The 12,939-nt window shown below is 54.4% G+C and carries 10 protein-coding genes and 1 pseudogene; 9 read left to right on the forward strand and 2 right to left on the reverse strand.

Features of this window, described 5'->3' with window-relative positions; translation table 11 throughout:
• From repA to repC, 3 genes are all read left to right on the forward strand, one after another.
• Positions 1-1,215: a plasmid partitioning protein RepA gene (gene repA / locus G6L01_RS22930; protein WP_060720102.1), complete on the forward strand. Its 1,215-nt coding sequence runs from the start codon at positions 1-3 to the stop codon at positions 1,213-1,215.
• Complete coding sequence (gene repB / locus G6L01_RS22935) at positions 1,212-2,234, forward strand: plasmid partitioning protein RepB (protein WP_060719979.1); 1,023 nt, start codon at positions 1,212-1,214, stop codon at positions 2,232-2,234. The genes repA and repB overlap by 4 nt, the downstream gene beginning before the upstream one ends.
• A 153-nt stretch (positions 2,235-2,387) precedes the next feature.
• Positions 2,388-3,602, forward strand: coding sequence for a plasmid replication protein RepC (gene repC, locus G6L01_RS22940; protein WP_060720101.1), 1,215 nt, complete (start codon positions 2,388-2,390; stop codon positions 3,600-3,602).
• Between the two features lie 316 nt (positions 3,603-3,918).
• Here the strand turns inward: repC and G6L01_RS22945 are convergent, their stop codons facing one another.
• Complete coding sequence (locus tag G6L01_RS22945; protein WP_139190181.1) at positions 3,919-5,112, reverse strand: flavin-containing monooxygenase; 1,194 nt, start codon at positions 5,110-5,112, stop codon at positions 3,919-3,921.
• 61 nt (positions 5,113-5,173) lie between these two features.
• Between G6L01_RS22945 and G6L01_RS22950 the strand changes: the two genes are divergently transcribed.
• Together G6L01_RS22950 and G6L01_RS22955 are read left to right on the forward strand one after the other, a co-directional pair.
• A protein-coding gene (locus tag G6L01_RS22950; RefSeq protein WP_139190091.1) for an IS5-like element IS869 family transposase occupies positions 5,174-5,937 on the forward strand; the annotation gives its coding sequence in 2 pieces (ribosomal slippage) (positions 5,174-5,489 and positions 5,489-5,937; 765 coding nt in all).
• Between the two features lie 644 nt (positions 5,938-6,581).
• Positions 6,582-8,288 (forward strand): tetratricopeptide repeat-containing diguanylate cyclase, encoded by a 1,707-nt coding sequence (locus G6L01_RS22955; protein ID WP_070167280.1) that lies wholly within the window; start codon positions 6,582-6,584, stop codon positions 8,286-8,288.
• 440 nt (positions 8,289-8,728) lie between these two features.
• On the opposite strand, the gene G6L01_RS22960 is transcribed toward G6L01_RS22955, so the two are convergent.
• On the reverse strand, positions 8,729-9,886 hold the full coding sequence (locus G6L01_RS22960) for a site-specific integrase (RefSeq protein ID WP_070167281.1): 1,158 nt from the start codon (positions 9,884-9,886) through the stop codon (positions 8,729-8,731).
• Between the two features lie 124 nt (positions 9,887-10,010).
• Between G6L01_RS22960 and G6L01_RS22965 the strand changes: the two genes are divergently transcribed.
• The 4 genes and pseudogenes from G6L01_RS22965 (at position 10,011) to G6L01_RS22980 (ending at position 12,512) form a co-directional block, all read left to right on the forward strand.
• Positions 10,011-10,964, forward strand: coding sequence for a DUF1403 family protein (locus tag G6L01_RS22965; protein ID WP_174089357.1), 954 nt, complete (start codon positions 10,011-10,013; stop codon positions 10,962-10,964).
• Positions 10,965-10,966: 2 nt separating this feature from the next.
• On the forward strand, positions 10,967-11,677 hold the full coding sequence (gene scpB / locus G6L01_RS22970) for an SMC-Scp complex subunit ScpB (protein WP_174089355.1): 711 nt from the start codon (positions 10,967-10,969) through the stop codon (positions 11,675-11,677).
• A 45-nt stretch (positions 11,678-11,722) separates the two neighbouring features.
• Positions 11,723-11,867: pseudogene (locus tag G6L01_RS22975) on the forward strand (BA14K family protein); the annotation flags it as partial.
• Between the two features lie 114 nt (positions 11,868-11,981).
• Complete coding sequence (locus tag G6L01_RS22980; RefSeq protein ID WP_174089353.1) at positions 11,982-12,512, forward strand: DUF4142 domain-containing protein; 531 nt, start codon at positions 11,982-11,984, stop codon at positions 12,510-12,512.
• Positions 12,513-12,939: the final 427 nt, after the last annotated feature.

The raw sequence follows: 12,939 nt of genomic DNA on the forward strand, positions 1-12,939 counted from the left end.
ATGGCGAAGATCGCCCCGAAAACTGAGGCCGTGATTGAGGGGTTGACTGCCTTGATGGAGCGTCACGCCGACGCGCTTTCCAGCCAGTTGCAAGCACATCATTTGAAAGTTTTCCCGCCGACCTCCGAAAAGGGGATTAGGACCTTCGGCCCCTCTGAAGCGTCTAAGTTGCTTGGCGTTGGGGAGTCTTATCTAAGGCAGATTGCTTCAGAAATGCCAGAGTTGAATGTCAGCATGAGCCCTGGGGGCCGGCGCATTTTCTCGATTGAAGATATCCACGTGATCCGCAAGCATATGGACCAGATCGGTCGTGGAAACCGTCGCTACCTTCCGCATCGTCGAGACGGCGAGCAGCTTCAAGTCATTTCGGTCATGAATTTCAAAGGTGGCTCGGGCAAAACGACCACCGCCGCGCATTTGGCTCAATATCTCGCAATGCGCGGCTACCGAGTGCTTGCTATCGATCTCGATCCTCAGGCAAGCTTGTCTGCGCTCTTTGGCAGCCAACCGGAGACGGACGTCGGTCCAAACGAGACCCTCTATGGCGCCATCAGATATGATGATGAGCAAGTGCCAATCGAACAGGTCGTTCGAGGAACGTATATTCCTGACCTTCATCTCATTCCCGGCAATCTCGAACTTATGGAATTTGAGCATGACACGCCCCGCGCCTTGATGAAGCGCAAGGAAGGTGACACGCTCTTCTATGGTCGCATCAGTCAAGCGATTGAAGACATTGCAGATAATTATGATGTCGTCGTCATCGATTGCCCTCCGCAACTCGGTTACCTCACGCTGTCAGCTTTGACGGCCGCGACATCCATCCTTGTTACGGTTCATCCCCAGATGCTCGATGTGATGTCAATGAACCAGTTTCTGGCAATGACATCGAACTTGCTGAGAGAAATTGAGAGCGCCGGTGCGGAGTTCAAGTTCAATTGGATGCGCTACCTTATCACCCGTTTCGAACCGAGCGATGGCCCCCAAAACCAGATGGTGGGCTATCTCCGGTCTATTTTTGGGGAAAACGTCCTTAATTTTCCAATGCTCAAAACGACGGCTGTCTCGGACGCGGGCCTGACAAACCAGACCCTTTTTGAAGTGGAACGCGGTCAATTTACACGATCAACCTATGATCGCGCCTTGGAGGCTATGAACGCCGTCAACGATGAGATTGAATCTCTGATCAAAAAAGCATGGGGTAGAACCACATGAGCCGGAAGCACATCCTTGGCGTCTCGACGGACGCCCAAGACGTTAAGCCGTCTGACAATCGTGCAGGGAAAACGCGGTCAATGCCGCTTCTCGGGGTCGCCAGAAAAGAACGCGACCCGGCAACAAAGCTGACTGCGAATATTGGAAACGCACTGCGTGAACAGAATGATCGCCTAAGCCGCGCCGAAGAGATAGAGCGGCGTCTTGCTGAAGGCCAAGCGGTTGTCGAATTGGATGTTTCGACCGTAGAGCCATCCTTCGTGCAGGACCGTATGCCTGGTGATATTGACGGACTTCTCGAATCGATTCGCGACCAAGGCCAGCAGGTCCCAATCCTCGTGCGCCCTCACCCGGATATGCCGGGCCGCTATCAGGTCGGCTTCGGTCACCGTCGGCTCCAGGCCGTTTCAGAATTAGGTCTTCCGGTCAAAGCGGTTGTTCGCGAGCTGACCGACGAACAATTGGTCATTGCACAAGGCCAGGAGAACAACGAACGTCAGGATCTCACCTTTATTGAGAAAGCACGTTTCGCCCATCGCTTGAATAAGCAATTTTCACGCGAGATCGTTATTGCCGCTATGTCGATCGACAAGAGTAACCTGTCGAAGATGCTTCTGCTTGTCGACACCCTCCCCCCGGAGTTGATCGATGCAATCGGCCCCGCACCAGGCGTCGGCCGACCAAGTTGGCAGCAACTCACGGAGTTTATCGAAAAGGCCCCCTCACCCTCGGACGTCTCAAAATATGCGCTATCGAATGAAGTGCAAGCGCTGCCATCTGCGGAGCGATTCAAGGCGGTGTTGGCCAGCCTTAAGCCTCGACGGGTCTCTCGAGGGCTTCCGGAAATTATGTCGACCCCTGATGGGGATAGATTGGCTCAGGTTTCGCAAAGCAAATCCAAATTGGAAATCACGATAGACAGGAAGGCGACGCCTGATTTCGCGGCCTTCGTCATTGATCACTTGCCTGCGCTTTATCAGGCGCACCGAGCACAGACCCAGAAGAAACAAGGAGAGTAGTCCGCAAAAGAAAAGAGCTCCCCCAACGTCGCCGTCGTGGAAGCCCTTCTGTCTCTCTAGCAAGAACAGAATCGCATTTCCTCGAATCCTCGTCAAGAGTTTTTGCGCCATTTGGTGAGTGATTTTCTTTTGCCTGCTGAAAGGTGAAAGATGATGGAGACTGGAAATGTGACGACGCCCTTTGGGCGGCGGGGTATGACGCTTGCGCTGGTGCGCCGGCAAGTCGCCACAAGCGACATTAAGCCGGGCAAACGTGCGGATAAATGGAAAATATTCAGGGATGCCTCAGCTGCAATGGAATTGCTTGGTATACAATCCAACAGCCTTGCGGTTCTCGATGCGTTATTGAGTTTTTACCCAGAGAATGAACTACGGCAGGATGCGCAACTTGTTGTTTTCCCCTCGAATACTCAACTTGCTCTTCGAGCGCACGGGTTGGCTGGAGCGACATTACGCCGGCATATCGCTGTGCTTGTAGATGCAGGGCTGATCGTTCGCAAAGATAGCGCCAATGGGAAACGCTACGCGCGCAAGGATAACGCCGGTCAGATCGAGCAGGCATTTGGCTTCGATTTGTCACCACTGCTCGCACGCTCAGAAGAACTTGCGATGATGGCGCAACAAGTGATGGCGGATCGTGCCGCCTTTAGGAAAGCCAAGGAAAGCCTTACCATTTGCCGTCGAGACGTTCGCAAACTGATCACGGCGGCTATCGAGGAGGGCGCTCAAGGCGACTGGCATGAGATCGAATGCGCGTATGTATCGCTTGTTGGCAAAGTATCTAGAACACCACCCCTTTCGGAAGTTACTGCCGTTTTAGATGAGATGAACAACCTGAAGAGTGATATTATTAAGCGATTGGAAAATCAGGTAAAATCAGAAAAAAATAGCAGCAATGCTGCTCAATTTGAGCGGCACATACAGAATTCAAATACCAAATACGTTAATGAACTTGAACCTCGCTCTGAAAAAGAGCAAGAGGCAACCAGGGCGCAAAACAGTTCGCCTCAACCTGTGCCGATAAAGTCATTTCCGCTTGGAATGATTTTGAAGGCCTGCCCTTCGGTTAGCGATTACGGTCCGGGTGGAAAAATAGAAAATTGGCGTGACTTAATGACTGCCGCAGTTGTGGTTCGATCTATGTTGGGAGTAAGTCCGGACGCCTATCAGGAAGCCTGCGAAATTATGGGTCAAGAGAATGCAGCTACCGCTGTCGCATGTATTTTAGAGCGTGCAAACTTTATCAACTCAGCTGGGGGCTATTTGCGTGATCTAACCCGCCGATCAAAACAAGGAGAGTTCTCCCTTGGGCCTATGATGATGGCTTTGTTAAGGGCCAATGGCCAAGTGGGCATGAAGGCGGGATAAAGCGCTGAGAAAATTTCGTCAAGACGATGGATTGGGATCGAAACGCGTGTAATTGAGGGCCTGATTCGGTGGTCAGCTGACCACCGACATAAGTAATTGAAAGACCAACGTTTTTTCCACGCGGTTTGAAACCACGATTTTGGATGATTCCTGACGCGGAAAATGCGAATTGCCATGAAAATCATCGTCGTGAGCAGGATATTGAGCCGTTGACTTGCTCATAACAATTGAGAAAGAGCCCAGATTTTCTGGCGGCATCTCCAATCTGGTCCCGTCCACACCTCAGTTCGGGAGCGGCTAAAAAATCGTACTAACATCAGGCCTGCGGCCTGTAAGCCAGGTAGTTATCCTGAATGATGATGTGGTCGGCTAAGTGTCTGGCATCATGCCAGACACCCCAGATGAAACTGGAGCCGCGACCGGAAAGTCCGGGAAGACCCAGGAAATAGAGGCCTTTCTCACATGAGACACCTTGATGATGTCTAGGGCGCCCTGCTTCATCGAAAGCATTCACCTTCAACCAGCTATAGTCGGACCTGAAGCCGGTAGCCCAGATGATCGTGGAGACGCCGGCGTTAATAAGATCCAGTTCGCGGATAGGATTAATAATACAATCTGTTGTCGGACCAAGGATGCGAGCCTCTGGCTCTTCAGGAAGGTTGAGACCGTTGCATGCAACAAAAGCATCCGCTTCGTCGAGCAGCGATAGATAGTTCTGGTCGCCACACTCAAGATTGTCGGCAAGATCTTGAGCGAAGGATAATTTGCCGTCCTTAAAGCTTTCGGTCATGCCCACCAGCACCATGCCCTGTGCTGCTAGACGACGGAAGTCGATCGTTTCTCCGCCTCGTGCGCCACTGACAGCGACCGTAACATGCCTGCTTAGCTTCAATTCCTGTACCTGTGCATCCCATTTGCCGAGAACGCCGAGCCACCAAGCGCAGTCGCGGCCGCGATAGCTGCGCGGAGGACGATCATGCGGCCCAACAGAAAGATAGGTCTTGCAGCCCGCACGCATTAATTCCTCGGCAATCTGCACTCCTGAAGAGCCCGCGCCAATCACGAGAACAGCCCCCTCCCCGAGTTGATCAGGGTTGCGGTATTCGCTGGAATGCATTTGGTTGATATCTGCCGTCGGTGGAACGATTGGCGGAATGTTCGGCAACTGAAACGGACCGGTCGCCACCACCACGTTTAGAGCTTCGATCACACCGTTAGACATCTCGACACGGAAGCCTGGACGACCTTTCAATCGCTCGACTTGAGTCACCTCGGTTCCACAGCGGATCGGTGCGTTATACTTCTTCGCATAGGCTTCAAAGTAGTCGGCAACGCCTTCTTTGGGGATAAACGCATCGGCATTGCCAGGAAAAGTCATGTTTGGAAAACGATCGTGCCAAGCTGGCCCATTAGTGACCAGGGAATCCCAACGCATCGAACGCCAACGCTCGGCTATCCTTCCTCTTTCAAGAACGAGATGTGCTACTTTGTTCCTAGGCCGCACACTCATAAACCGGGTTTGCAAATCGGCCTGATTTTGATTCACTGAGGCCTTGATTTGGAGGCCTCTCATGACCCGTCGCCGGTTTGATCTCACCGATTTCGAATGGACTGTCATCCAGCCCTTGTTGCCCAACAAGCCGCGTGGGGTGCCACGTGTTGACGACCGGCGGGTGATCAACGGCATCTTGTGGCGGTTTCGGACAGGTTCACCCTGGGCAGACGTTCCTGATCGATATGGTCCATATACAACCTGCTACAACCGGTTCGTGCGATGGCGAAAGGCGGGTGTCTGGGATCATGTTCTGGGCGAGATTTCCAAGGCTTTCGACGGCGATATCGTTATGATCGACAGCTCCTGTGTCCGTGTTCATCAACATGCGGCCACGGGAAAAAGGGGGATCAACACGATGGCTGCATGGGACGTTCCCGTGGCGGCTTGACCACCAAAATCCACGCCGTTGTCGATGCCGATGGCCGACCGATCCGTCTCGCACTCACAGCCGGTCAAACCCATGATGGTCGCATGGCAGAACCATTGTTACAGACAATCTCCAAGGGTGCGATCCTGCTGGCGGACAAGGCCTACGATACCAACGCGATCAGAGCATTTGCAAAGCAAAGGCAGGCATGGGCCAATATTCCTGCCAAGAGCAATCGGAAGGGAAGCTTCCCTTTCAGCCAATGGGTTTACCGACAGCGCAATCTCGTTGAGCGTTTCTTCAGCAAACTCAAACAGTTCAGAGGCATCGCAACCCGTTACGACAAAGACCCATTGAACTTTCTCGCCGCTGTCAAATTGGCAGCAGCAAGAATTTGGATCAGATCGTTATGAGTCTACGGCCTAGTGAGATGCTCACTCATGGCGATACCAGCCTGTCCGCCGCCAACGACGAGTGTATGTATTTTTTCGACAGTCATTGCTTCGTCCTTGTTATATTTGAAGTGCGCGTGCTGGCGCCTTGAGCGGTTTTTCTCGCTCGTCGGGCGTCCAGTTAAGGTAGGCATCTCTGGCTTCGGCTGATGCTGCTGAAGACCGTCTCCATTTCTTTTTTGTATGTTTTTTTATGCGCGACCATGTGGCCAATGCCGACTATGTACAACTCCCTGATAATCATGGGCCAAAATCTCAATCGCGTTCGGAGAGTTTAGGTTGGTATGAGACACTTAAAAAACAGAGGAAATTTTGGTGAGATCAACAATGCAATAAGAGACGAGGGGAGGGGAAATGGTTCATCTAAAATTTGGACACATTCACTCAACGCTGGGCAACGAATATTCAACTTTGGCAGTGTGGTTCGCTCACTTAGGATAAGTCTGTACGCTCGAGAGCGGTAGGTGCTTACATATGTTTGAAACGGCCTGTCGCAAGGAACTTAAGAAACAGCCTTACGAAAGATAATGGCTTTAGGACTCCCTTAAATGGATTTTTGCTAAATTTACCCGGTATGCTGTCTAGGCGTTGCGCAAGATGAGCCGATGATATTGAATAACCAGTTTGGCAATCGTAAAAATAGCTTTGATTTGGACGCTGCGGCCGTGCTGGATGAAGCTTGGAACCTCGCATGTACAGGTCGTTCCATTCGCGCGTTCTCCTTAGCAAATTCAGTTCTGACTTCTGCAGAACAGCGAGGAGATCAAGGTCTTGTAGCGCGCGGTTCTCAGCAATGTGCGTGGTATTGCTTTCAACTTGGCGAGACAGAGACGGGGCTAGTATACGCGGAGAAAGCTCTTTCTCTTTGGAAGCAGCTTGAAGAGCCGGCGCTTGAGGCGGAAGCAATTAGTATTGCTGCTTGGCTGCATCTGGAACTCGGTAATTTAGAGCAGGCTGTCGAGTTCGCCGCAGAAGCAATGAACATTGCCGACCAGAGCCGTAATCTCAGATGTCGGTCTCTGGCCATAAATGTTATTGGCGTGATATTCTGGATGACGCGCCAACCATCCCTTGCGGTTGATTATTGCGCTCGTGCCGTAGAGCTTGCCCGAGAGGCACACGATCTTACATTCGAATGTTGGTGGTTGATTAATCTCGGTGGCGCGCATGCAGAGGATGCTTATCTCGTTCAGGAAGCCGATAATCAAAAATTCGAAACGTCGATTAGCAGCGCAATAGATGTTACGAAACAAGCACTCAGCCTCGCTCAATTACTTAAAGACGCCTGGGCCGAGAGGTTGTGTATCGCAAACTTAGCAGAATATTTTAATGCGGTTGAGAATTTTTCCGCCGCAGAAATGTTATTGGAGCGGTACCGTGACATTCCGGGCGACGATTATGTCCGCGGGGAGGGGCATTATCTGGTTACACTGGGAAGCACGCTCGTTTCGTTAAAGCGCTATGAAGAGGCCTTGGTTCCACTTGAGCAGGCCCACTTGCTTGCCGGGGAAAATTTCAATCTTGAGACTTTAATGCATGCCTGTCTGTCTCTGTCAAAAGCTCATGAGTATCTTGAAGCATTCGAGTCTGCGCTCGATTTTCATAAAAAATATCACAAGCTCCATCAGCAGTTCACTGCGGAGCGGATCCAGCAAAATGCCCGTATGGCGGAGATCCGTTATGAAACGAAAAAACTCAAAGCAATGCTTGATACAGAGGCAGAGCGCTCTGCAGAAATTGCCCGGTCATTAGAGGCCCTTCAGCAGCAAACCAATGTCCTGACCGAAGCGGCGAATACGGACCCGTTGACAGGACTTTCCAATCGGCGGCATTTGGAGACGATAATATCTGACGTTAATACTCAAGGCGCGAGTTATGCGCTGGCGATCCTTGATGTCGATTACTTCAAGACAATCAATGATACGTTCTCCCATATCATTGGTGATCGTGTCCTTGTGCAAATCGGGGCACTGGTCAAAATTGTTGTTCGTGAAACAGATCTCGCAGTTCGCTTTGGTGGCGAAGAGTTCGTTATACTTATGACGGACCTAACACTCGCCCACGCGGAAAGGGTTTCCGAAAGACTGCGAATGACAATTACCAACTTTGACTGGTCCGAAATTGCTGATGGGCTGAATGTGTCCGTCAGTATCGGAGTTGCAATGTCAGACGATGCAGTCGACGCCGAAGCGGTTTTGCAACTGGCGGATCGGCGCCTTTATTGGGCAAAGCAGACCGGTAGAAATAGAGTTGTTTGTTTTCTGCCGTCTGGAAATAGGTTTGAACAAACGACCAGCGCGATTACGGATTGAGGAAGCGATCCGATTCTGCTGACTGTCCCATAGCCTCTCGACGTTGCATTTCTCTTACCATGAATCTCTGCTTCCGCCGGAGTGAAGATGCGTACGGAATGCCGTGCAAAACGCGCCATAGCGCATTCGATTTTAATGTCATCAATAACCGAAACCGCTAATCCGATGTCATGCAAGGCTAAAAGGTCGGGGTGTGGCGCGGAAAGGGATTTCGACGCAACGAGCGCGATAAACCATTATGATCTTCGGTAGTGATGGGACTAAGCCGAGGTGCATTTTGACAGGTAGCAGAATTGGACCAGCAGTCGCAATTGCATGCAAAATCCTGGTGAAACAACCGGTCTGAATGGGGTTCGTGGCCGAAAAATCCAATTTTCAGGTGCCAAACATTGTGATCACCAATTCACGGGATGCGAGTTTTCTGGTTCAAACAAACAAAATCAAAGCCCCGCCGCTTTTGTCAAATTGACCCTGAAGCGATCCCTTCGGCGTTGATACCTGCGGGTCATCTCGGCTGAGGCATGACCGAGTTGCTTCTGGATATAGCGTTCATCGACTTCGGCGGAGGAGGCGAGACCAGCGCGCAGCGAATGGCCGGAGAATTTGAAGGCACGTTCAATTTCGCTGAGATCGCCACGAACCCCGGCAGCCATGGCGGTCCGCTTGACGAGCCGTGCCACTTCCTTGTCGTTCAAGCGCTCTGGCCCAACCGACTTGCCTTGTCCGGTGACGCGGCGGAAGAGGGGGCCATGGGCAAGCCTGGCGAAGGTGATCCAGCTCTCCAGAGCAACCACCGGGCAGGTGGCGTCCGATGAGCCACGGCCGATCTCGACTTCGCGCCAGCCGGTCTTGCCGCGCAGGGTGACGAGCATGCCCTTGTCAAATATTTCGATCCAGCCGCGCCCGTCTTCGGTTTGGTCAGCCTTGATGTCAAGACCAACAATCTCGGACCGCCTCAGGCCACCGGCATAGCCGATCAGCAGCATGGCCCGATCGCGCAAACCTCTGAGGGTTCCGCGATCAAGCGTCTCGATCATGGCAATGATATCCTCGGCCAGCACCGCTTCTTTTTGTACGGGTGGGCGTGCGTGACTGTTGCGAATCCCCGCCATGACGGTGGCGATATGCCGATCCTTGCGATCGAGCATCAACCCGCGCTGGGCATAGTTCCAGGACAGGGAGGAGAGGCGCCGTTCGATGGTTGAGACTGAATTGGCCTTGCTGCCGTGCGCCGGTGTGCCAACGGTCTCGCCTGAGGCGCAGGCGGTGATATAGAGGCCAACAGTTTGGGGGTCCGGGGGCAGGGGAGCCAAGTTCGAGCGTCGGCACCAGGCGCTAAAATGCTTCCAGTCGGAGGCATAGGCTTTGCCGGTGTTGGCAGAACTTGCGGCCTCGACATAGCCGCGGGCGCGGTCTGCGAGGCTGGCGAGGTACGCTGGCGTCTGGTCCCCGGCAACGGGGGAGAGGAGGGCAGGGGCCGAAGTGTCTATTGCCAATCGCTGCGGCGCGGAAACCTCATGCGCTGCTGCCATACCGAGAGGCGGAGCGGCGCTTTCCTGGAGGTCAATATCGGTGTTGTGCTCGATGATTTGGGCCATTTCTTTATAATGAACATTATGTCCGATAATGCAAGATTATCGGACATTATCTTTTACGGACATGCCGTGCGGTTTCTCACTAAATACCTAGCATAAACCGCGCGTATTGCGTATCGTCTCTGGTATGGATTCGCTCCCGGCCGCTACAGAACCGCCCCAGATATGGTTGCCCCGCCTGCCAGGTTGGGCGCTGTCGCGTGGCCGTGACATCAACGAGACCGACGCCGTATTCGCCGCTGGTATCGCTCTGAAATCACTGGACGATCTGGTTCGGGCCGGCCCGCGATGGCTCGGCTGCTGGCGCGATCGACTTGCCCTCAAATCAGCCGCGGTCGCCGCGAAAATGCTTGGCCGCAATGAAGAGAAAAACGCTCTCCGCGACGCGGTCTTGCTCACCGTCACCGGCGACGACCCCGGCCCCGCCGGAAAACTATTTCTGGCCACACGAATGCTGACGCGTCGATCCGGACCGGTCACCACCTCATTCGTCAAAGAGATTGCCGATCTTTTTGGCCTCCGGTGGGACGACAGTCTTGCTTCAATCCCGGATCTGATTGAATCTGCGGTTCAGTCTGGGCGAGCAGCTCCTTTCGTCGTGGCGGACCTCCTAACGACGGTCTTTGCCGCTCGCCCGGACGCCGAGTTGATGGGGCTCGGTGTGGCCGACGTGGTGCTTTCGCAAAAGTTGAATTGGCCGAAACCTGTGCCGCTGCTTCTGCCCGAACGCTTTGGGCCAGGTTTTCGGACGATCGGCGGCAGAGGTCGCGTTCGGCCGGGCGAACTGGCCTATTCAAAAGCGATCTGCCTGGCGCTGATCGATGGTGTCAACGCGGCACTGCACTCCGCCACCGAGATCGATCGCCGCGCCGCACGTCTGCTGGCCGTGGCGCCAAAGCTTCGCACCAAGGGCGCTGAGCCCGTCGTCCAGAGATTGCTCAACGAGGATGCGGTTCCAGCCTCCGCGCCAGGCAGCACACTATCGCGCTGGGCGGCCAACCGGCTGTTCGAGCGGCTCGAAACCTTGGACGCGGTGCGGGAGCTGTCCGGCCGCACCTCCTTTCGGATATTTGGGTTGTGACGATGGCCGGATCCAACGCAGCCAAAGCTAACCGGCGTCACGCGAAAGAGCGGCAGCAGGAGGCCCTGTATGATCGCGAGCTGGAGGACTTGCCGCCGGAGCTACGCTGGCGGGAATGGATGCTGCGGGTCGAGGCAGTGATTTTTGCCTCGGCCGAACCAGTCTCCCGCGAGACGCTGGCGCGGGTGGTGGGAAAAGATTGCAGCATCGATCTCCTCGTCGATGATCTGCACGAGGAACTCCGTTCCCGGCCCTACGAGTTATTGTCGGTCGCCGGCGGCTGGCAGCATCGCACCCGGCCGCGCTTTGCCGACACGATCCGTGCGTCCTCGACCCCGACGCGGCGAGGGACCGCGGCACTGTCCGAGTTCGAGGCGATGGTGCTGATGGCGGTGGGATATTTCCAGCCGGTCACACGCGGTGAGCTATCCAAGGTCTTTGGGAAGGAGGTCAGTCGCGATACGATAGCGTCACTTCGCGGGGCTGGTTTCATCGGCTCCGGGCCACGCAGCCCGACGCCTGGGGCGCCATACACCTATGTGACGACGCCGCACTTTCTTTCCGCCTTCGGCTTGGAGACGTTGCGAGACCTGCCGAACATCGAAGCGCTGGAGGATGCAGGACTACTCAGCCGACCTGCGGTACAAAACGAAATCGCTGCCTCGGAAGTCGGCGAAAGCGAGACGGACGAAGAGCCGTCGCTTATTAAGTGATGCCGCCCGTCTGAAGCCGCTTGGCCATCAGCACTGGACTGACGAGCATCGCCGCGAGGCCATCGCCCCGCCTCTAGCGGCTCCAGTCACGTTCAGTGGTGCGCAAATCGGTATCAGTCCTATCGTGCCATCGGACAATACCTACGTGCCCCGTGCAGGCGTTCGAGCGCAGTGTGTCTCGCCATACTGACTTAACAGATATTTTGGAAAAGAGCCGTCTTGCCCCGCAAGGCGGCGTCTCTTTGCCCGCTACGGGAACCAATCCCACTGCGAGCGGTTCACACGTCGCGATAGGAGCACCGAAATGAAAAAGATCATCATCACCACAGCCTTTGTTCTTGTAGCCTCGACTGCGGCTTTCGCGCAGTCCGCCGCGGAAAGCACTGGCGCTAACTCGCTGATCGGCCGTGCGCCTTCGACGCAAGACTTCGTCATGCAGGCATCCGCCAGTGACATGTTCGAAATCGAGTCAAGCAAACTCGCACTTCAGAAGGGCGACGGGCCGACCAAAGCTTTCGCGCAGCAGATGATCACTGACCACGAGAAAACGAGCGCGGAACTAAAGGCCGTGCTCGCGGGCGGCAAAGTCGCAGGGGTTCCGGTCGCTGCTCTGACAAAAGACGACAAGGAAGAAGTCGACGATTTGGCAAAGCTTTCCGGCGCCGAATTCAAGGAAGAATATTTTGACGAGCAGGTCGATGCCCACGAAGACGCCGTAGATCTCTTCAAGCGCTACGCTGGGGGTGGGGAGAACGCCGACCTGAAGGCATGGGCCGCCAAGACGCTTCCGGCACTGGAGCATCACTACAAGATGGCTCAGGATCTCGACAAGTAGAGCTTGCCGTTGGGGGCCGGAGAACTAGATTGTTAGCTGGGCTATCCCGGTGACCACGGATGTACTGGCACCTGTAGAAGGTGAGCGCAGGAGGTCGGTGCGACTACGTCGCCCCGGCCTTTGCTTTTTGCTATGACCAGCAGCGGCCTGCGGTCACGGCTTTTGTGGACGAGCTCCGATCAGCTGCAGACACTCCGGCAAGCCTGACCGATCTCTTCGGCCATCAACTAGTCATTTTCTCACTTCGAACCTGGTGGCATTTCCACAATTCTGGCGATGTTTGATGGACGCCGCCGGTCAATTCAGCTCGGCAGCGGCGAAGAGTTAAATTTCTGAGCAACCGCGACGGTTGGCGCAAGTGATCCTGTCCGGTCCACAGCGCGTCATGCCCTGAGGGCAGCTTACCGCCGTTGCCTATCACCGACGT

The sequence above is a fragment of the Agrobacterium vitis genome (genome assembly GCF_013337045.2).
GTDB lineage: Bacteria > Pseudomonadota > Alphaproteobacteria > Rhizobiales > Rhizobiaceae > Allorhizobium > Allorhizobium vitis_B.

Bases quoted from the DNA above. Each gene is read 5' to 3' on its own strand.
- repA (WP_060720102.1), top strand. From the start codon at position 1: ATGGCGAAGATCGCCCCGAAAACTGAGGCCGTGATTGAGGGGTTGACT.
- repB (WP_060719979.1), top strand. From the start codon at position 1,212: ATGAGCCGGAAGCACATCCTTGGCGTCTCGACGGACGCCCAAGACGTT.
- repC (WP_060720101.1), top strand. From the start codon at position 2,388: ATGGAGACTGGAAATGTGACGACGCCCTTTGGGCGGCGGGGTATGACG.
- G6L01_RS22945 (WP_139190181.1), bottom strand. From the start codon at position 5,112: ATGAGTGTGCGGCCTAGGAACAAAGTAGCACATCTCGTTCTTGAAAGA.
- G6L01_RS22955 (WP_070167280.1), top strand. From the start codon at position 6,582: ATGATATTGAATAACCAGTTTGGCAATCGTAAAAATAGCTTTGATTTG.
- G6L01_RS22960 (WP_070167281.1), bottom strand. From the start codon at position 9,886: ATGGCCCAAATCATCGAGCACAACACCGATATTGACCTCCAGGAAAGC.
- G6L01_RS22965 (WP_174089357.1), top strand. From the start codon at position 10,011: ATGGATTCGCTCCCGGCCGCTACAGAACCGCCCCAGATATGGTTGCCC.
- scpB (WP_174089355.1), top strand. From the start codon at position 10,967: ATGGCCGGATCCAACGCAGCCAAAGCTAACCGGCGTCACGCGAAAGAG.
- G6L01_RS22980 (WP_174089353.1), top strand. From the start codon at position 11,982: ATGAAAAAGATCATCATCACCACAGCCTTTGTTCTTGTAGCCTCGACT.